18 protein-coding genes are annotated in these 19,398 nt (G+C 70.4%); 8 read left to right on the top strand and 10 right to left on the bottom strand.

Annotated features, from left to right (window positions below):
• Positions 1-112 precede the first annotated feature (112 nt).
• Positions 113-415 carry a hypothetical protein gene (locus FCH28_RS01595; protein ID WP_136737830.1) on the bottom strand — a complete coding sequence of 101 codons (303 nt, stop codon included), beginning with the start codon at positions 413-415 and terminating at the stop codon, positions 113-115.
• Positions 416-611: 196 nt separating this feature from the next.
• Between FCH28_RS01595 and FCH28_RS01590 the strand changes: the two genes are divergently transcribed.
• The gene (locus FCH28_RS01590; RefSeq protein ID WP_136737829.1) at positions 612-1,064 is read left to right on the top strand and encodes a VOC family protein; all 453 of its coding nucleotides are present in this window, start codon (positions 612-614) and stop codon (positions 1,062-1,064) included.
• 60 nt (positions 1,065-1,124) lie between these two features.
• Here FCH28_RS01590 and FCH28_RS01585 read toward each other — a convergent pair whose 3' ends face one another.
• The 3 genes from FCH28_RS01585 to FCH28_RS01575 form a co-directional block, all read right to left on the bottom strand.
• The gene (locus tag FCH28_RS01585; protein WP_136737828.1) at positions 1,125-3,596 is read right to left on the bottom strand and encodes a hypothetical protein; all 2,472 of its coding nucleotides are present in this window, start codon (positions 3,594-3,596) and stop codon (positions 1,125-1,127) included.
• A gap of 243 nt (positions 3,597-3,839) precedes the next feature.
• The gene (locus FCH28_RS01580; protein WP_136737827.1) at positions 3,840-4,148 is read right to left on the bottom strand and encodes a DUF6980 family protein; all 309 of its coding nucleotides are present in this window, start codon (positions 4,146-4,148) and stop codon (positions 3,840-3,842) included.
• 57 nt (positions 4,149-4,205) lie between these two features.
• Complete coding sequence (locus tag FCH28_RS01575; RefSeq protein WP_136737826.1) at positions 4,206-5,033, bottom strand: class I SAM-dependent methyltransferase; 828 nt, start codon at positions 5,031-5,033, stop codon at positions 4,206-4,208.
• 72 nt (positions 5,034-5,105) lie between these two features.
• Between FCH28_RS01575 and FCH28_RS01570 the strand changes: the two genes are divergently transcribed.
• On the top strand, positions 5,106-5,693 hold the full coding sequence (locus FCH28_RS01570) for a TetR/AcrR family transcriptional regulator (RefSeq protein WP_136737825.1): 588 nt from the start codon (positions 5,106-5,108) through the stop codon (positions 5,691-5,693).
• A gap of 90 nt (positions 5,694-5,783) precedes the next feature.
• Here FCH28_RS01570 and FCH28_RS01565 read toward each other — a convergent pair whose 3' ends face one another.
• The 4 genes from FCH28_RS01565 to rox all read right to left on the bottom strand — a co-directional run bounded on the left by FCH28_RS01565 (position 5,784) and on the right by rox (position 10,827).
• Positions 5,784-6,524 (bottom strand): SOS response-associated peptidase, encoded by a 741-nt coding sequence (locus tag FCH28_RS01565; RefSeq protein WP_136737824.1) that lies wholly within the window; start codon positions 6,522-6,524, stop codon positions 5,784-5,786.
• A 59-nt stretch (positions 6,525-6,583) separates the two neighbouring features.
• The gene (locus FCH28_RS01560; protein WP_136737823.1) at positions 6,584-7,888 is read right to left on the bottom strand and encodes a serine hydrolase domain-containing protein; all 1,305 of its coding nucleotides are present in this window, start codon (positions 7,886-7,888) and stop codon (positions 6,584-6,586) included.
• A gap of 202 nt (positions 7,889-8,090) precedes the next feature.
• Positions 8,091-9,242 (bottom strand): GDSL-type esterase/lipase family protein, encoded by a 1,152-nt coding sequence (locus FCH28_RS01555; protein ID WP_136737822.1) that lies wholly within the window; start codon positions 9,240-9,242, stop codon positions 8,091-8,093.
• Positions 9,243-9,399: 157 nt separating this feature from the next.
• A complete protein-coding gene (gene rox, locus FCH28_RS01550; protein WP_136738317.1) occupies positions 9,400-10,827 on the bottom strand; it encodes a rifampin monooxygenase in 1,428 nt (475 codons plus the stop codon).
• 254 nt (positions 10,828-11,081) lie between these two features.
• On the opposite strand from rox, the gene FCH28_RS38810 reads away from it, so the two are divergent.
• Positions 11,082-12,029: an NHL repeat-containing protein gene (locus FCH28_RS38810; protein ID WP_246102251.1), complete on the top strand. Its 948-nt coding sequence runs from the start codon at positions 11,082-11,084 to the stop codon at positions 12,027-12,029.
• Positions 12,030-12,048: 19 nt separating this feature from the next.
• Here the strand turns inward: FCH28_RS38810 and FCH28_RS01540 are convergent, their stop codons facing one another.
• A complete protein-coding gene (locus FCH28_RS01540) occupies positions 12,049-12,393 on the bottom strand; it encodes a hypothetical protein (RefSeq protein ID WP_136737821.1) in 345 nt (114 codons plus the stop codon).
• A gap of 392 nt (positions 12,394-12,785) precedes the next feature.
• Here FCH28_RS01540 and FCH28_RS01535 point away from each other — a divergent pair, with 392 nt between their 5' ends.
• Together FCH28_RS01535 and FCH28_RS01530 are read left to right on the top strand one after the other, a co-directional pair.
• A complete protein-coding gene (locus tag FCH28_RS01535; RefSeq protein ID WP_136737820.1) occupies positions 12,786-13,991 on the top strand; it encodes a cytochrome P450 family protein in 1,206 nt (401 codons plus the stop codon).
• A 124-nt stretch (positions 13,992-14,115) separates the two neighbouring features.
• Positions 14,116-14,511, top strand: coding sequence for a nitroreductase/quinone reductase family protein (locus tag FCH28_RS01530; protein WP_136737819.1), 396 nt, complete (start codon positions 14,116-14,118; stop codon positions 14,509-14,511).
• 63 nt (positions 14,512-14,574) lie between these two features.
• On the opposite strand, the gene FCH28_RS01525 is transcribed toward FCH28_RS01530, so the two are convergent.
• Positions 14,575-15,108, bottom strand: coding sequence for an SMI1/KNR4 family protein (locus FCH28_RS01525; protein ID WP_136737818.1), 534 nt, complete (start codon positions 15,106-15,108; stop codon positions 14,575-14,577).
• Between the two features lie 234 nt (positions 15,109-15,342).
• Here FCH28_RS01525 and FCH28_RS01520 point away from each other — a divergent pair, with 234 nt between their 5' ends.
• From FCH28_RS01520 to FCH28_RS01510, 3 genes are read left to right on the top strand one after another with little or no spacing between them, the layout of a single operon-like run.
• On the top strand, positions 15,343-16,806 hold the full coding sequence (locus tag FCH28_RS01520) for a Y4yA family PLP-dependent enzyme (protein WP_136737817.1): 1,464 nt from the start codon (positions 15,343-15,345) through the stop codon (positions 16,804-16,806).
• On the top strand, positions 16,803-18,179 hold the full coding sequence (locus FCH28_RS01515; RefSeq protein WP_136737816.1) for a pyridoxal-phosphate dependent enzyme: 1,377 nt from the start codon (positions 16,803-16,805) through the stop codon (positions 18,177-18,179). Before FCH28_RS01520 ends, FCH28_RS01515 begins: the two co-directional genes overlap by 4 nt.
• 19 nt (positions 18,180-18,198) lie before the next feature.
• Positions 18,199-19,398 carry an aminotransferase class V-fold PLP-dependent enzyme gene (locus tag FCH28_RS01510; protein WP_136738315.1) on the top strand — a complete coding sequence of 400 codons (1,200 nt, stop codon included), beginning with the start codon at positions 18,199-18,201 and terminating at the stop codon, positions 19,396-19,398.

Genomic DNA, 19,398 nt, shown 5'->3' with positions numbered 1-19,398 from the left:
CGCGATCACCCGGATCCGACTGCCGCCACGCCGCGGGCCTCGGTCACCATCCGGAGGAATTCCGCCTTCGCCCGATACAGCGGAACCCCTGAATTCCGCGCGGTCCCGCCGCTCACACCGACGCCTCGCTCTCCGGGGCGATGCCGGGCGTGGTCGGGGGGCCGGTCGCGGGGCCGGTCGTGGGACCTGTCGTGTCGACCGTGTCGGTCTCGGTGGCGCCCGCTGTGGCGGTGCCGGTTACGGGGCGCGTCTCCGCGTCCGCCTCGATACCGACATTCCGGGCCACCCGCAGTGCGTCGTCCAGTTCGTCCTCGGCCACCGCCAGCGCGTATGGGTCGTCCGCTGCCTGCGCTGCCGCGACGGTGGTCCGTGCCGCGCGTACCCGTTCCCGTATCGACTCGGCGAAACCGCCCACGCATGCCCTCCGCGTCCTGGCCGACCGGCCATCGCGTCACTGTTGAATTGCGGATTTCCCGTTGCGGATTTCTGCAACTGTAGACGACGAGGGCCGACGGCCCGAAGTGGTGGGCCGGATACGGCCGTGCGGGCGCCGGCGGGTCCTGGAGAACTCGCTGGACAGGCCCGGTCTCCCACCGGGCATAGTGGCGCGCATGACTTCTTTGGTGCGCCACATCACGTTCGACTGCGCCGACGCCTACCGGCTGGCGAGCTTCTGGGCGGCGGCGCTGGACGGATCGCTGGCCGCGGACGACCTGCCGGGCGACCCGGAAGCCACGGTGACCTCGGCGGGCGGGACGGTGCTGTTCGTGACGGTGCCCGATGCCAAAGCCGTGAAGAACCGGGTGCATCTGGATCTGCAGCCGCAGGACCGGAGCCGGGACGAGGAGGTCGAGCGGCTGCTCGCGCTCGGCGCGACCCTGGTGGCCGACCACCGCCGCGCCGACGGCACCGGGTGGGCGACGCTGGCCGACCTCGAAGGCAACGAGTTCTGCGTGGAACGCAGCGCGGCCGAACGGGCCGAAGGGGCCGAAGGGGCCGAGCGGAGCGAACAGGCCGACCACGCCGGAAGCCGCACGCCGCCGGCCCAAGGCGGTACTGGCTGAGCCGGGCCGACGACGACGGACGGCGGCCGGCAGAGATGGGCGGCGGCGGTTGGCCGGCGGTCACGCGACCCGCGTCATCGCCCCCGCCGTCACTATGAGTTCGGGAAGAGTCCCGACGAAGGTCGGCAGCAGCTGGAGGCCGACGGACCATGCCTCGACATCCGTGCCCAGATGCTCCCGGGGCAGGGCCGCGGCCCGGCACACCACCGGGCGCCCCGCCGCCTCGGGCCAGTCCGCCGCGTACTGCCGCAGAACGGCGAGAGCGGCGCGGGCGGGCGCGGCGTGGGTCAGCAGGTCTTCGGGGGTGAGCCGGCCGCTCCGGAACGCGTTCGGTATCCACTTCGCCCCCGACTCGGGTGTGGTCGCGAGGGCCGCGAGCAGGAGTTCGCGGGGGCAGTCGGGCTGCTCAGCCAGTCGGTCGAGCAGCTGGGCCGGGAGCGTCCCGGCGTCCTGCGCTGTCACCAGCCCGGTCCACGGCAGCCGTATGCCCTCGGCGCGGAGCCCACGCAATCGCTTACCGGGATCGGTGGTTGCGGTGAGGAACTCCAGGAGCTCGGCCGGGGACTCCTCCTCGGCGAGCCGGGCTCGCAGCCGCTCCAGGCCGTCCGGCGCGTCGAGGGCCCGCTCGGTCCACCGTCGCAGCCGGGCGGGGAGGCGGCCCATGGCCAGGATCTCCCGTACGGCGTCCGGACCGCCGCGCTCCCACACGGCGACCAGCAGCCGGGTCCGAGTGGCCGGTACACGGAGCCGCAGGCAGCGGACGATCTTACGGGCCACCCGGAGGTCGCCGGATCCCACACCCGCCACGAGCCGGTCCCGGTCGACGTTGATATTGACCTCGTCCAGAGCGGTGAGCAGTTCCTCGGCGACCGGACGGATTCCCCCGCCCCGCAGCCGTCCGGCGAGTATCCGTTCCCGCTCGGACCGCTTGAGACGGGCGTGGCTGAACAGCTTGGCGTCCACCGCCGGTTCGTCGAGATCCAGGAGGTAGTCCGTCTGCTCGTCGGAGAGGTGGTGCGAGCCGGCCATCGCGATCTGGGCCGGGAGCCCATGGGCGGCCACCACCGCGTCGCGGATTTCTGGGGACGGTTCGCCGTACACCAGGAAGTGCTGCACGGCCCGTAGGTCGAGGTGCGGGATGACGGCCTTCTGAACCTCTTCCGGAACGCACCGGAGCATGGCGAGGAACGCCGCCCGCGCGTTGACGGGACGGCCGGCCGGGAACTGCGCGGCCTGCGCCCAGGGCCAGCTGGTGCAGCGCTTCTTGCGGGAGTCCGGCGAGGTGACGTCCATGATCAGGTCGGCGATGCTGCCGTCGGCACGCCGCATCCGGGCGTAGCACGTCAGCCAGTTGACGGGGTCCGTGCCCAGCCGGGCGAGCAGGCCGGCGAAGGCTTTGCGGGCCGGTTCGTGGTCGTACGGCAGGGCGTCCGGCACTTCCACCGCCGGCCGCACTTCGGCCAGGACCCGGTCGACGGAGTACCGGCCCTCGCGGATGCCACGCCCAAGGACGGGCCGGAGATATATCTCGCTGGTCCGCGCCTCGGGCCCCGCGAGCGCCTCGAAGGGCAGCTCGGCGGCGTCCGCGGCGGTCCCGGCGGGGTACTCGTGGAAAGCATCCATCACCAGGTCGACGGGACAGCCCTCCCAGGTGGTGAGTCGCGTCAGCGGGGCTGCGTACCAGTATCCGTATCCCGAGTGGTGGGGAGTCTGCGTGCCGAAGGGGAGGCGCTGGTGCTCGCGCCGGAGCAGCTCCCAGTCGAGGCCGTCGGGCTTGGCCGAGGGGGCGTCACCGTAACGGAGTGCCAGCAGGGCGTGGAGGTGGTCCGGGTCGGCCCATTCGCCCGGGGGCCGGTGTGCCCTCAGGAGGGGCTCCGGATCGGGGGCGTCGAGGGCCTGGCGCAACAGATCCGGGAGCCATGGATGCCCGGGATCGAGGGCCGGTGTGTGGTCGAGCAGGTGAAGGTACTGCCGGAACGGTGCGGTGCTGCCCCAGAGGTCCAGCAGGCCGAGGCAGGCGTCGATGACGACCGGTGGCGGGAGGTGCCTGCCGAAGACGGCGAGGGCACCCACGTCCAGCCCGACCAAACCGCTGGTCAGGACGGGGAGGAGCAGGGGTCCGGTGGCCTCGTCGTAAAGGACCGAGAACAGCCCGTCGCCTTCGTACCAGCGCAGATCCCCGAGGTCGGCGGCGTGCAGAAGGGTCGCCAGCAGGCCGGGGATCTCTCCCACCGCGCGCATCTGACCACCCGCATCGTTGCGGTACACCGCACGCCACAGCGCCAGGCCGACCACCGGATCACCGAGCTCCGCCGCCCCCAGGAGCCATTCCTCGGGGTCGATGGACAGCGCTGCCCGCATCTGCGCGGCATCCGCACCCAGCAACTCCTCCACCAACTCCTCGGGAAGCCCGAACCGGTCGGCGAGGACGGGCGGCAACTTCGGCCGCAGCCGCTCGGCAAGCGCGTCGGCGGTGTCCGGCCCGGCCAGACTCAGCGCGAGGCGGAGCGCGGAGTGGGAGTTGTCGGTCACGGGCGGTCCCTTCGCAGCGCGGTCGACTGCATCGACCTGCACGGATCGCCCCGTACACATCGGTCGCCGTCGATCGCATCGGTCGGCACGGAACGACACGCACGCATCGGTCGCGTCGGTCGCGTCGATCACATCGGTCGGTACGCAATCGATCGTGACATGGACCACTGACAATCCCCCGGCAGCGCCGAACGGCCCTCGCCACTCACCGACTTGTACGCCTCGGCCGGGCCCCTGGAGGCTTCACGACGCCGCTCGCAGCCACCTTCCGTCCTCGAACTCAGCGGGTACCTCGTCCTCCCAGGGGTCGATGCCGCGGGCCTCCAGTTCGTCGAACCAGCGGTCCCGCTGGGATTCGGGCAGGCGCCCACCACACCACGGGCAGAAGACGATGCCGATCCGCGAGGTACCGCCGTCGTGGACGATCAGCCCGTACTCCTGGAACTTCGCGCTGAAGTCGACGAGCGCGTCCGGGCAGGCGAACGGGTCGGTGTGGGTTTCGCAGTGCCAGTCCAGATGGCGTGTCATCGCTGCACAACAGTGTTCGGTCATCCGTTGATTCTCTCCCGCCGCGCCGGGCGAACCGACGGCGCGCCGCAGGGCGCCGGCTCAGGCCGCACCGGCGCGCGTCGCGCTGACCACGACCGTCGCGTAGCGCATCGTGAAGCCGCCGCCGACCGCGTCGATGGCGGCGGCGATGCCCGTCAGCACCTCTTCCCGCTCGGCCGCCGGGAGTTGGGCGTGGCCCCCGGTGGTGGGCACCTGGTCCAGCCACTCGTCCCGGGTGTAGCGCCGCTCCCAGTCGAAACGCCACTGCGCCGGGGCGCCGAACGCGCCGGTCTCCCGTATCCCGTCGGCTGCCTTGCCGCAGAGCAGCGCGTGCCCGTCCGAGCTGGTCTTGGTCCAGCGGCCGGCGGCGAGCGAGTCGGGCATCGCGCGGCGGTAGACCTCGGCGAAGGCTTTCGCCAGTTCCGACGGCGGTTGGTCCACGTTCCAGAACACCGCGAGCCGGCCGCCGGGCCGCAGCGCCCGGGCCGCTTTGGCCGCGCCCGCGACCGGGTCCACCCAGTGCCAGGCCTGCCCGGAGACGACCGCGTCGAATAGCCGGCCGGCCGGGTCCCAGGCCTCGAACGCCGCCACCTCGACATCGAGCCCGCACCGTCTCGCCCACTCGGCCAGCCGCGCGTCAACCTCGACCCCGAGCACCTGGCAGGCGGCCGCTTGAAACTGCCGGGCCGCGATGCCGGTACCGATGCCGACGTCGAGAACGTCGGGACCGGGGCTTTCGGCGACGATCCGCGCCACCATCGCGTCGGGATAGCGGGGTCTGGCCCGGTCGTAGCGCTCGGGATCCGCGCCGAACGACTCCGCCACCTGGCGGTGTCGGTGGGGCTCCTGCGGGGACGGCTGCACGCGCTCCGGCGGTATAGTGGGCATGTGCCCACTATGAGTGGGCGAGTGCCCACCCGTCAATCGGAACGGGCGGGCGGGAGAAGGAGGAGAGGCACGATGCCGACGGGCGTAGCCATCCGCGACGTGCGCGAGCAGCTCTTCGACGCCGCCGAGCGCGTCCTGCTCCGGGACGGGCCGAGCGCGCTGACCAGCCGGGCGGTCACCACGGAGGCCGGCTGCGCCAAGGGCGTCCTGCACCGGCACTTCACCGACTTCGACGCCTTCCTCGCCGAGCTCGTACTGGACCGCATCGCCCGGCTCGACCACCAGGCGGCCGCACTGCGCGACGCCGCCGGGACCGGCACCGTCGCCGGCAACCTCACCAGTGCGCTGACGGACCTGTTCGGGTCGGTCGCCGTCGCGATCGTCGGCCTCGTCACCTCCCGGGACGACCTGCGCGCCCGGCTCCGTCAGGCCAGACCGACCGGGATCCCGCTCCTGACGGAAGCGGCGGCCATGATCGCCTCCTACCTCGCCGCCGAACGGGAACGGGGCCGCATCGCGGCGGCTGCCGACGTCGACACGCTCGCCCCCACCCTGATCGGGGCCGCGCACATGCTGTTCGCCGACCGGAAGGGCACCCCGCCGGAGGCCGCAGCCGTCCGGAAGGTCGTGACCACGGTCATCCCCGGCGTCGCGGAATAGTCGCGCAACGAGCGTGAGCCGGGGGGCGCGTCGCGGGCCCGGCCATGACCCATCGGGCACACCCTGGCGCCGGCCCCGCCTCCCCGGGCGTCACTGCGCCTCGGCGATCTCGTCCAGGAGGTGCGGGCCGTTGTTGCGCACGTCGTTGACCGCGGTGGACACGGCACGGGCGCCCAGGTGGCCGGCGGCGGGGGCCGCCAGAAGGGCGCGCAGTTCGCCGGCATCGTGGTGGGCGGGATCGAGCCACGCGCTCCAGTCGTCGGGAGCGATGGCCAGGGGCATGCGGGGATGGACACGCCCGGCGGCGTCGGTGGCCTCGGTCGTGATGATCGTGCAGGTCGTCCACCAGGCTCCCGGCGCGTCGTCATCGGAGACGTCGGGGTCGCGCCAGAACTCGTACAGCCCGGCGAGCGCCATGACCTGGTCGTCCTCGGGGCTGATGAAGTACGGCTGCTTACGGGCCTTGGCCGTCCCGGGCGCCGCGATGGCCTGCCACTCGTAGAAGCCGTCGGCCGGCAGCAGGCACCGGCGCTTGGCGAACGCCCGGCGGTAGGCCGGCTTCTCCGCGACCGTCTCCATCCTCGCGTTGATCATTTTCGCGCCCGTGGCCAGGCTCTTCGCCCAGGACGGCACCAGGCCCCAGCGCAGCGGCCGCAGCTGCCGGGTGACCTCGCCGGTGTCGCGCTCGACGCGCTCCAGGACCGACCACACGTTGTCGGTCGGTGCCACGTTCCAGCTCGGGTCGAGCGCCTGGTCGGGGTCCCAGCGCGTGACGTCGAACAGGTCGACCAGATCCTGCGGGCGTCGGGTGGAGGCATATCGGCCGCACATACCCCCACCCTGCCATGCCACCGTCGCCGTCGCCCTGACCGGCGAGGCCGCCTCGCAGCTCAGCCGAGCGCGCGCGGCGCAAGAGAGGCCGGGAGCTGCCCCGTCACAGACGGCGGAGACGCCGGAGCCCCCGGAGACGCGGAATTGCCACTCGGGTCCGGGATCCTGCCGCAGAACTCCGCCTCGATCACGTTGACGTAGCGCGATCCGTCCCGCAGCCAGTCACCGTTGATGTTGAACGTCAGCTGGTGCTTCCCGTCCGCCGTGCCGAGCATCGCGGACAGCGAGCCGTTCGTGCGGCCGCTCTTGCCGACCACCTTCACACCGCAGGACAGCTTCGCGAACTCGACGCCGAGTCCGTACCCGATCCCCTCGCCCGCCGGCACCTCGTCGAGCATCTCCTTCATCTGCGCGGCGGGCAGCAACTCGCCCCGCATCAGGGCGCGTTGGAAGCGGTTGAGGTCGCCGCTGGTGGAGATGACGTCGCCGGCCGCGCCCAGCCAGGTCATGTTCTGCCGGGTGGCGTCATGGATCTTGGCGTCGGGAGCCTCCTGGTGGAGCCGGGAGTAGCCGACGGGGTGCGGGTTCGGCATCTCTGGTGTCGTGCCGGGGAACGACGTCCCGCGCAGCTTCAGCGGCCGGATGATGCGACGGGTGGCCTCCTGCCCGTACGAATGGCCCGTTGCCTTCTCGATGACCATCCCGGCGATCACATAGTTGGTGTTCGAGTACAGCGGCGCCCTCTCCGGACCGGGCTGCGGCGGGTACTTCAGCGCGATCGCCACGAGTTCCTCGGGCGTGTGGGTGTCGTACCGGTGCTCGGGGAAGCCGGGACCGGCGGCGTTGTGGATGAATGCGGGGTCGGCGGTGTAGTTGGCTATGCCGCTGGTGTGGTTGAGGAGCCGGCGCAGAGTGATCTTGCTGCCGTCGTATCCGTTGCCCCGCACCAGGCCCGGCAGCCATGTCTCGACCGTGTCGTCCAGGCTCAGTCTTCCTTCCGCCTCCAGCTGGAGCAGGACGGTCGCGACGAACGTCTTGGTGATGCTGGCCCCGCGGAAGTGGTCGCCGGCCGAGCGCTTACGGCGTGTGGCGGTGTCCGCGTATCCGGACGAGCCGAACCAACTCCCCTTGCCGTCCCACGCCTTGGCGGCAACCCCGGGAAGTTCGCCCTTCGCGACCAGGTCATGCAGGGCGATCTGGGTCGCTTTGTGGCCGTGTTCCGACCGCGCCAGGTGTTCCGACTGCGCCGCGTCTTCCGACTGCGCCGCGTGTGCGGTCGGGGTGAGCGTGGCCGCTCCCGTGGCTGCGGCCACTGCCAGAGCGAGTAAGGCTGTGCGTGCTGTGCGTGCAGCCCGTTGCTTCATGGGGGTTCGCCTCCAGGCACCGAGGGGGCAGGGCAGGTCCTGCCCCTGTGGTGCAAGAGACGCCGAACTCGGGCTTCAGGGTTGATCGTTGGAGCGAGGGGGCGGGGGCGGTAGTTGCCGCCGGGCCCCGATCATCCGGCCGGGACCCGGCGTACGTGCCGGGCCACGACCGGCGAGCGTTCTTCGTCAGCGCCCTGGTCCTTCACCGGAAGGGACCGTCCTTCGCGAAGGCATGGGCGGCGAAGCGTTTGCCCATCCGGCGGTATGCGGCGGCGGTGGGGTGCAGGCCGTCGGCCAGGTCGGCCACCTCGTCCGGGCCGAGCAGCTCGCGTCCGTCGAGGTGGTGGAGGTGGGGGTCGCGAGCCTGCCGGGCCGCCACGATCCGGGCCAGCTCGGCACGGACCACCGTCAACGACAGCGCCCCACCGGCCACATCGGCCGGGTCGCCCAGGGCTGTGATCTTCCCGTCCGGGCCGATCTTCGTCGGGCCGGGAGACTCCTCGAGGGCGGGACAGCTCACCGGGGACATCAGCAGCAACGGCGCGTCCGGGTGCCCCTCCCGGATCGTGTCCAGGAATCCGTGCACGGCCGGGCCGAACGTCCGCAGCCGGAAGGCGGCCAGGCCCACGATGTTGATGCCCACCTTGAGACTGATCAGGTCGGCGGGCATATCGCGGATCGTCCGGGCGACATACGGGTCCAGCATCTCGTTGCCCGCCTGGCTGAGATTGATCACCTCCACTCCCCCGAGTGCGGCCGCCACCACGGGCCAGGTGCCGGTCGGTCCGTCGGCCTCGATGCAGTGGCTGATGGAACTGCCGTGGTGCACCCAGCGGCGCCGCCCGTCCGGCGACGGCGCCAGCACCTCGCCGTCCGCGCGCAGCGCCACCAGTTCCGTGGGGGTCTGCTGCGGCAGCCACAGCTCGACGTCCTTCATGCCGGCCGGCAGCCCGCCGAACCGTACGGTGCCCGGCTCGCCCGGAATCACCCGCTGCACGGCGCCGGGGCCCGCCATCCGCACCACGTTGCCCACCGGCGCCTGCCGCCGATCGGCAAGGGCGCCGTCCACCAGGAGTTCCAGCATCCCGGTCGGGCGGGGTTGCGGGTCGGTGTCGAGCTGCCCCGTGGAGGTGAGTACCTCGAACTCCAGCTCACGCGCATCCGTGCGGAACACCAGCCGCACCCCCGACGGCATCACGGTCACCCCGTAGACCGACGGATCCTGATACTGCTCCTTCGTCCACGCGGGCAGCCGGCGAGGCATCACCCCCGCCGGTGTCGTCTCCAGGTCCAGCGCACCCCGTAACTCCACCGGCCCGCCGACCAGCGGAACCGCCCGCATCGCCACCGTCATCGCTCCCACCCCAGGTCAAACGCTCTCAGGCCCGGGTGCCCGTACGCACCCACGAGTTCCCCGCCGCCACCCTGACACACCAACACTCCGTGCCACTCGAACCTCGCCGGCGCTACGCCCCGATCAAGGCCTCACCCGTCGGGCCGCAACCGCGCGCTCAGCCGGCGGCAGCGCCGAACCACTTCGGCAGCCGGCCGAGCAGATCCTGCTGATCTTCACCGGCCCACGCCACATGGCCGTCCGGACGCAGCAGCACCGCGGGCACGTCCAGCTCCTCGCTGACGTCGACGACGTGGTCGACCCGGTCGGCCCAGCCCGCCACCGAAAGCCGGCCGGTCTGGTCGAGCAGCAGCCCGCGGCCGCCGTGCATCAGCTCGTAGAGGCGACCGCGCTTCAGGCCCACGTCCCGCATCCGCCGGCCGAGCAGTTCGTGGCCCTCGCCGAAGTCGTAGCGGACCCCGACCGCGGTGATCATCTCGGTCACGTACCGGTTCACCTCCTCGAAGTCCATCAGCTTGGAGAACAGCTCCCGCAGCGCGGTCGCACCCGGATCGGCCCCCAGCAGCGTGATCTGCGCGCGGGTGTTGTCCAGCACGGCGGCGCCCACCGGGTGCCGCTCGGCGTGGTAACTGTCCAACAGTCCCTCCGGCGCCCAGCCGTTGACCGCGGCGGCCAGCTTCCAGCCGAGGTTGAACGCGTCCTGCACGCCGAGGTTGAGCCCCTGCCCGCCGGTCGGCGGGTGGATGTGCGCCGCGTCACCGGCCAGCAGCACCCGGCCGACCCGGTAGCGCTCGGCCTGCCGGGTGGCGTCGCCGAACCGGGACAGCCAGCGCGGCGAGTGCACGCCGAAGTCGGTGCCCGCGTAGGCCCGCAGCTGCTTCTTGAAGTCGTCGAGGGTCGGTTCGGTCGCACGGTCCTCGGCCACTCCGTCGGCGGGCACCACGACGCGGTAGCCGCCGCCCGCCTCGGGCTGCAGACCGAACCGCAGTTGAGTCTTGCGGACCTCCTCGACGGCGGCGGCGATCGTCTCCGGGTCAGCGGTCGCCTCCATCTGCCCCAGCAGCGTCTCCACCGTGGCGGGCACGCCCGGGAAGTCGACTCCGAGCGCCTTGCGCACCGTGCTGCGACCGCCGTCGCACCCCACGAGGTAGCGCGAGCGCAGCCGGGCCCCGTCCGAGAGTTCGACGGTCACCCCGTCTTCGTCCTGGCTCAGCCCGACCACTTCGCGGCCGCGCCGGATCTCGGTGCCGAGTTCGAGGGCGCGCTCGTTGAGCAGCCGCTCCGTGACGGGCTGCGGGGAGGCGACACCGTACGGGTGGGCGGTGTCCACCCGGTCCGGCCACGGCTTGGCGATGCCGCCGAAGAGACCGCCTGCCTGGAACTTCTCATTCACCGCGAGGAACCGGTCCAGCAGACCGCGCTGATCCATCACCTCGACGCTGCGGGCGTGCAGGCCCTGACCGCGGGACTGCTGGGTCGGCTCGGTCAACCTCTCCAGCACGACCACATGCACACCCTGCAGCCGCAACTCGGCGGCCAGCATCAAGCCGGTCGGTCCGCCACCCGCAACAATCACGTCGATCACTACAACCACCATCCCCGCAATTTCTTTCTGGCTCAGGCCGGTGATTCTGCGGTACGACCGGGGCCTTGCCGCAAGGCCCCCCATGCGCTATAAGTTGAGAGTGGCAAGGAGCGGGCAGCTCCTTGCCTTTTGTTTTTGCCCTTCGTTTTTGCCGTTGCTGTTTGCCGGCCGGGGCAGGCCCGGTGCGGGGGCCGGGTAAGGTAGCCAACTTCGGGTGGCGCAGGCTCCCGGAGTCCTGAAGGCGACTGACCCTGATGAACTTCCGCCCGGTGACTTCTCGTCCGGACGCTGCGATACACAAGGTGTGGCGGCTGCCCGCCGCCGATGCCGTGCAAGGGCGCAAAGCTCTGTGGTGGAGCGTCGGGCCCACGGGAGAACTCGTGGTCCTCTTGGTCCACCGGCGGTATCTGAGCCGCTACCGGTACGTCAAAGGCTGGATCGGCTGGCGGCCGGAAACCCCGTTCACCGGTGAGCTGGTCGTCGTCAAAGGGCAGGAGGAGCAGCGCACACTGTTGCGGGACGTCAGGATTTCGCCCTGCCATTTGGCCGTGCTCCCAAGTGGCCGATTCCTCCTGGCACATGGGCGCACGTTCCGGGGTGCGACGGAAGCCGTCTGGAAGCCGAATGCCGTGGTGTTCTCCGCCTCGGGAACACCCGAGGGCGAGTTCTGTATCGGCGACGACATCCCTGCTCTGGTCACCGATTGCCACGGAGGAATCTGGACCGCCCACGGAGACGAGGGCATCTACGGTGGCCACCCGGAGTCGGCGGCCGGCCTGGCGGGCTGGAACACCGAGGGTCACGCGATGTGGTCTCCCCAGGGGCGACTGCCGGACGCCCCGTTGGAGGGCTGCACCGCCGCGACCGAGGGGGAACGGGTGTGGCTGGTCTGGTTCTCCGGCCCCGGCGGCACGTTTCTGAGCCGGATCACCCCGTCCACCGGTGAGGTGACCAGCTATCCCAGCCCCGTTCCCCAGCCGGACGGCTTCGCGGTCCGCGGCAACCGCGCCGTACTGACCGTGCGCGACCACAACCGGCGGTCCGTTCAGCTGATACGCGCCGAGCTGGACGGCACCACCTGGACAGTGACCAGCCGACGCAGACTCCGGGTGCCCGGTCGCGTGGTACTGCACTGCGGCCAGGGACGCGACGGCTTCCTCTGGCTCCGCACCGGCAACACCTGGCTGCGCGTAGAAGCGTAATTCCTTGTCTCCGCTCCCCTCAGCTTCCGCTCCCTGCCGGGCTCCCGTTGATCCTCTCGATCGCCTGGCGGGCCTGCTCACCCGGTGAGCCCGCGGGAAGGGGAGCTCCCGCGGTCGGCTTGAGCGCTGCGGGCTGCGGCCGCTCCTGGGCGGCCGGCGGCTTCGCGTGGACGGCCGGCGAACGGGTGCGCAGCCGGTGGCTGGCGGCCTCGTCCAGAGTGACCGGCCGCTTGAGCTGGGCGGCGAGCCTGGCCGCCTCCCTACCGAGCGCGGCGACGTCCTCCCACTGCAGGCGGAGCACCACACGGAGTTCGGCGTCTCCGTCCGGCAGGGCTTGGAGCGGTGGATTGCCGGGGTCGGTCATGGCCCCTCCTCACGTCTCGGTAGCACGAGCTGAGCCCCCGCAGGGGCGTGGCACCCCGGGCCCAGGGCGCACGAAGAGTGATACGGGAAACCGACCGCCCTCGTTCAATCCTCATCCGATTCCGATCCCACGCGCATGTCCCAACGCTCAACCTGCAAGGGGACGAGGCCAGGGCGTTCCACAACCAGCGGAGGACAAGGCCCAGTTGAGATCATCCCGTGGGGCGATGTCTGGTTCGCCCGCCGCGCGTACGCTGACCTGCAGTGTCAGTGCCGGACAACACACCTCGACACCCAGTACGGGAGACCAGGCACCAGACACCAGCAACCAGTCGCGCGAATCGGGACGATCCGACTGGACGAAATTGATTGTTGAGGAAAACGGGGGCTCGCATGTCAGAGATCGTCGACCTAGGGGCTTACGGACCGGACTTTGTCGCAGACCCGTATCCCTACTACGAAAAGCTGCGCGCCCAGGGGCCGGTGCACCATGCGCGGACCCCCGAAGGGGCGGAGACATGGCTGGTCGTGGGCCACGAAGCGGTCAGGGCCGCGCTCAGCGACCCTCGGCTCGGTAAGGACTGGCGCGCCGCCGGGCTGCTGGACGGCGACAACGGCGACTCGCCCCTCTTCACCAACATGCTGGACACGGACCCGCCCCACCACACCCGGCTGCGGAAACTCGTGGCGAAGGAGTTCACCTCGCGCCGCGTCGAGGCGCTTCGCCCGCGGGTGCAGCAGATCACCGGCGAGCTGCTCGACGCGATGCTCGCCGCGCCCGATGGACGTGCCGATCTCGTGGAGGCGTTCGCCTTCCCGCTGCCGATGACCGTCATCTGCGAGCTGATCGGCGTCCCCTCCATGGACCGGGACGAATTCCGCGCCTGGTCGAACGAGATCGTCTCGCCGACCAGCCAGGAGGCGGCGCAAGAGGCGATCCAGGCGATGGCCGAGTACCTGGTCCGCCTCCTCGATGACAAACGGGCCACCCCGTCCGACGACCTGCTCGGTGCCCTGATCCGTACCAGCGACGAGGACGGCGACCAGCTCTCGCGCGACGAACTGGTCGGCATGGCGTTCCTGCTGCTCGTCGCCGGCCACGAGACGACCGTCAGCCTGCTGGCCAACGGCGTACGTGCGCTGCTGCAGCACCCGGCCCAACTCGCCGCCCTCCGGGCCGGCCCCTCCCTCCTCGACAACGCCGTGGAGGAGATGCTGCGCTACGACGGTCCCGTGGAGACGGCCACTTGGCGCTTCGCTTCGGAGCCGGTCGAGATCGGCGGCACCGTCATACCCGCTCGGGCCACCGTACTGGTCGTCCTCGCTTCGGCTTCCCGCGATCCCGAGCGCTTCATCGCGGCCGACGACTTCGACATCACACGCGAGGCACGCGGTCATGTCGCCTTCGGCCACGGCATTCACTTCTGCCTCGGCGCTCCGCTGGCCCGTATGGAGGCCCGTATTGCCATCCGCGCCCTACTGGACCGCTGCCCCGACCTCGCCATGGACGCCGATCCGGACGCACTGGCCTGGCGCAGCGGGATGCTCATCCGGGGGCCGGAGCGCCTGCCGATCCGGTGGACGGGGCGGGTCGAGTAGGCCGACGTCGCGGGGTGCCGGTGCGCCCGCCACGCTGCCCTGCCGGAATGCCCCGGCAGGGCCGACGGCATTAGCATCGCCGAGCGGCAGCAATCGCTCCAGCACCACACCGGGAGGGCCTCGAATGTCGCGTTACCGCGAGCTCAAGTTTCGTGCGGTCACGTCATTCCAGAGGCGCATCGGCAACCCGATTCTCACGCGGCTACCGCATCAGACTCTCCTGGAGACCAGGGGGCGGAAGTCCGGGCTGCCTCGGCGGACACCGATCGGCGGACGCCGCATCGGACGTGAATTCTGGTTGGTCTCGGAGTACGGCGAGAAGTCGCAGTACGTACGCAACATTCAGGCGGATCCACGAGTCCGGGTCCGGGTCAAGGGACGGTGGTATACCGGCACCGCCCATTTGGTCCCCCAGGACGACGCTCGCGCGCGGCTCAGGACCTTGCCGCGGCTCAACAGCACGGCGGTCCGGGTGGTCGGTACCAATCTGCTCACAGTGCGCGTCGACCTCACCGACTGACGACCCTGACCACCCTGACTGCTCTGGGTGCTGTGAGTGGTGTGAGTGCTCTGCAGCCTGCTCTCACATCGGCGCCAACCGGCGGAATTCATGGACGGCCAGGGGGAAGAGGGACGAGAGGATGCCGGAGCGCAGCTCACCGGTGAGGACGGATACCAGGAATTCCGTACAGGTGACGGGGAAATGTTCCCAGCGATCGCCACGAGCTTCGTTCACCATGACGGTCCACTGGTCTGCTGCCTCTCCCGGGCGGACGAGCCAGTACAGGCACTCTCCATTGTCGGTGGTTGCCCAGGGGACGACCCGGGAACCTCTCTCCGCCAGCTCGGTTGGCTTCCTCTCGAATTCCCAAAGGCCTTCCAGCGCTTCGGTTTGCTGTTCTGCCCACTCGATGAGGTCGTAGTTGTCATTGCAGCACCCGGGCTCCAAGAGGTAGAGATATCCGTCCCAGTGGCTCCCTCCGTATGCCTGTGTGAGCTCTTTGTAGTCCGACGGCAGCTCAGCGCGGAGTGCCTGTTCCACGGACTCCCAGTCCTTCTCCCGGGGAGCCGAGGGCGGCGGGATCAGTCGGACGAGGCGTGCGAGGGAGGAGTTCACCGGGGTGTCCTTGCTGTCGCGGGCATGTGGGGAACGTGGATGCTGCGGGGTGGGTACGGGAGGAGGGAGCGGGTCGCGCCCCTGGGGGCGGAGCTGTCGGAGGGATCGAGAGGCAGGCCGCCCACGGCTTTCGGCCCCCGAACCGCTCGGGCATGAACAGCCCTCCGGATGGATACACGTTATTGGGGCCTGCGCCGACAGTGGTCCGTAATTTCACAGGGAGGAACACGTGAGATGGACAGTGCCCCCCTCTACCTGGAACCGCACCTGGAACCGTCGCTGGCATCCCTGCTGGACTCTGCCGCGTTCCTCCACACGCTCGTCGACGCGCTCGGCTCACCCCTCAATGTCGTACTGCCCGATGAGATCGCACGGAACGTCGAGCGGTTCCGCGCCGCCTATCGTCGGCACAACCTCGCCGGCCAAGTCTTCTTCGCGCACAAGGCGAACCGTTCCAGCGCCCTGGTACGGCGGCTCGCCGCGACCGACGCCGGCATCGACGTGGCCTCGCTCGGCGAACTCCAGCACGCGCTGGGCGCCGGCTTCGCCCCCGACCGCATCCTGGCGACCGGCCCCAAGAACCCGGAGTTCCGATGGCTCGCCGCCCGCTCCGGGGTCACCGTCAGCGTGGACGGGCCCGAGGAGCTGGAAGAACTCGACGCCCTCGTAGGCCGGCACGGCCTGCCACCCGTACGAGTCCTGCTGCGGTTGGCGGATTTCGAGGCGCCCGGTGCCAAGGTCCTGTCCCGGCAGACCCACTTCGGTACGTCGGTGAAGTCGCTGGACCAGTTGCTGGACGTGGTGGAACGCCACCAGGAAGCCATTCGGCCGATCGGCGTCGCCTACCACCTCGACACCACCAGCCTCGACGAGAAGGCCATCGCGCTCGAAGGCTGTCTGCTGGCCATGGACGCGTTACGGAAGCGCGGATTCCAGCCGCGCGTCATCGACATCGGCGGCGGCTTCGGCGTCAACTACCTCGCCCACGCCGCCCAATGGGAGCGCTATACCACCGAACTGACCAATGCGGTCCTGGGCAAACGCCCGTCCATGACCTGGTCGGGGCACGGCTACGGCCTCCGGGCCGAGAACGGCACCCTCCGCGGCACTCTGAGCCTCTACCCGGCCCACCGGCCGGTCGCCGGCGCCGCCTACCTCGACGAGTTGCTGTCGCTCCCCGCCCGCGCCTTGGGCCGTCCGCTGGGCACCCTGCTCCTGGAGAACCTGTACGACCTGCATATCGAGCCCGGCCGGTCGCTGGTGGACCAGTGCGGACTCTCCCTCGCACGGGTGCTGGAAGTGCGGCGTACGGACACCGGTGACCACCTGGTACGCCTCGCCATGAAGGCGAACGACGCCAGCCTGGAAGAACACGGCGTCCTCATGGACCCCGTCCTCCTCCCCCGCGGAGGAGTCGCCGCGGCCACAGGCCCAGCAGCCGTCCATCTGACCGGCAACCTCTGCCTGGAGGCCGACCTGATCACACGTCGAACCGTTCACCTGCCACGACTGCCGCAGCCGGGTGACCTCCTCGCCTTCGCCAACACCGCGGGCTACTGCATGGACTTCAGCGCCACCCACGCGCAGCAGCAGCCCATCGCCCGCAAGGTCGCCGTCCACCGGGACGGGGGTTCCTGGCGCTGGTGTCTCGACGAGCAGTACTGGCCGATCACACGTCCTGGGGGGCAGCAGATATGAGATACGACAGCATCACCGAAGCCATCGGCGGCACCCCGCTGGTCCGTATCGACCCAGCCGTACACGGCCTGCGCAATATCGACCTCTACGCGAAACTGGAGATGCTCAATCCGTTCGGCTCGGTGAAGGACCGGGCCGCCTGGAACATGGCGCGGCCGGGCCTGGCCGACGCCGGGGAGCGCGCCGCGACGGTGGTGGAGCTGTCGAGCGGGAATACCGCCAAGGCACTTGCTGTTATCGCAGGCATGCACGGGGTGTCGTTCAAGAGCGTCACCAACCGGATGCGGGTTCCGGAGATCAAGGATCTGCTTCTGCTGCTGGGCGCGGAGATCGAGGAGCTGCCCGGGCAGACCGAGTGCCTCGACCCGACGAACACCGAGGACCCGCTGACCCTCTTCCACCAGAAGCTTTCCGAGCCCGGCAGCGCCAGTCTCCACACGGACCAGTACTTCAACGAGCTCAACACCGAAGCGCATGCGGCCGGCACCGGCCCGGAGATCGTGGCGGACCTGGACGGCCGGTCCCCCGACTGGTTCATCGCCTGCGTGGGGACGGCCGGTTCGTCGACCGGGGTGGCCAGGGTGCTGCGGGAGCATGACCCGGCGGTGCGGGTCGTCGGACTGGTCGGGGAGAAGAAGGACTTCATCCCGGGAATCCGCAACGTCGACGAGGTGAACCAGGTCGGCCTCTTCGACCCCGCGACATACGACTCCATAGAAACGGTCAGCGCCGAGGAAGCCCTGGACGGGATGCTGACGCTGGTCCGCCGCTGCGGCATACTCTCCGGGCCCACCGGCGGCGCCGCGTACTTCGGCGCGGTGCGCCAACTCCGCCCGGTCGACGAAGAGTTGGACTCGCCGGCGAACTCGGGACCGGATGCGGAGCACCCTGCGGAGCGCCACGCGGACAGGCGGCGCCAAACCGCCGTCTTCATAGTCTGCGACCGCGTCGAGAGCTATCTCAGCTATGTCCGGCAGCGCCGGCCCGAGCTGCTGGGCAGGCCGCCCGTGAAGAACTCCGTGGCCACTCTCACCGACGCCGAGCTGCAGGCGGCCACAGTCATCGACACCGCCGACGCGCAGAAGTGGATCGCGGCGGAGCGGCCGCTGGTGGTGGACCTGCGCGGCCCGTTCGCCTACGCCGCGCTCCATATCGAGGGCGCGGTCAATATCGTGGACGAGCTGTTCGACGAGCTCATACGCGGCGGCCTGCCTTTCAGCAAGCGACAGCCGGTGCTGCTGGCGTGTCCGGTCGGCGAGAAGTCCGCCCAGTACGCCGCCCTGCTGACCCGTATGGGCCATCCGGACGTACGCAGCCTGGCCGGCGGCATCATCGCCTGGCGTGACGCGGGCGCACCCCTGGTGCGTGACTGACGTGACCGCTGTGACTGACATGCCGGGCAGGGGCTGCCCCCTGGACGACTTGGCGTCGTGGCAGCGTGCGCTGCGCGCGCAGTTCCCCATCATCGTCGGCCATCCGGAACTGGCCTACCTGGACAGCGCGGCCACCACCCAGAAACCGCAGGCCGTCCTGGACGCCATACAGAGCTACCTCACCACGACCAACGCCAACGCGGGCCGGGGGACATACCCCTGGGCCAATGCCACGACCGCGCTGGTGGAGCGGACCCGCGAGCGGGTCAAGGAATTCCTCGGTGACCCGGCCGCGGAGCATTCGTCCGTCCACTTCACCGCCGGCACCACCGACGGGCTCCGCATCATCGCGCGCGACTGGCTGCCCGGCCACCTCACCGCCGGAGACGAAATCGTGGTCCCGCATGCGGACCACCAGGCGAACCTCTCGCCCTGGCTGGAGGCCCGCGAGCTGCTGGCCCGCCAGGGAGTCGGCATCCGGGTCCGGGAGCTGCCGTACCAGGAGACGTCCGGCGACTACGACCCGGCGGCGCTCGCCGCGCTGGTCGGCCCGCGTACCCGCTTCGTCGCGGCCACTCATGTGCACCATGTCTACGGCAGCGATATGAATGTGCACCGTATTAGGCGGGTGGTCGGTCCTGAGGTGCCGATCTGCCTGGACGCCGCCCAGAGCGTCGGCCATATGCCGGTCTCGGTGGCCGAACTCGACGTGGATTTCGTGGTGTTCTCCGGGCACAAGGCGCTGGCGCTGCCGGGCTCCGGCGCGATCTGGTCCCGGGGTGCGCGCGGGCCGCGGTTCCGTCCGGGCGGCTGGAGCGGCACCCCGAACACCGTGGGCATCGCCGGCCTGGCGGCGGCCCTCGACTGGCTGGACGCCGCGGGCCCGGACCGGATCGAGCAGTGGACGGCCGCCCTCGCGTCCCGGCTGACCGACGGGCTGCGACGGCTCGACGCCTACGAGGTGGTGGGCTGCCAGCTGAGCCTTGCCGCCCGGTCGCCGACCCAGCGGCGTACCAGCATCGTCACCTTCCGGCACCGCGAAATCAGCTCGGGCGACCTCGGGTTCATCCTGTTCAGCGACGGTTTCATGGTGCGGAGCGACAGCCACTGCCAGGCCGGTACGTCCGACAAGGACGGGTCCGTACGGGTCAGCCTGCACATCCACAACACCCCTGACGAGATAGACGCGTTGCTCACCACCCTCGCCAGTCTGCAATGA

Origin of the sequence: Streptomyces piniterrae, assembly GCF_005048155.1 — a bacterium.
GTDB lineage: Bacteria > Actinomycetota > Actinomycetes > Streptomycetales > Streptomycetaceae > Streptomyces > Streptomyces piniterrae.
The sequence above is the reverse complement of the archived record's forward strand: the minus strand, read 5'-3'. Positions and strand labels throughout refer to the sequence as shown.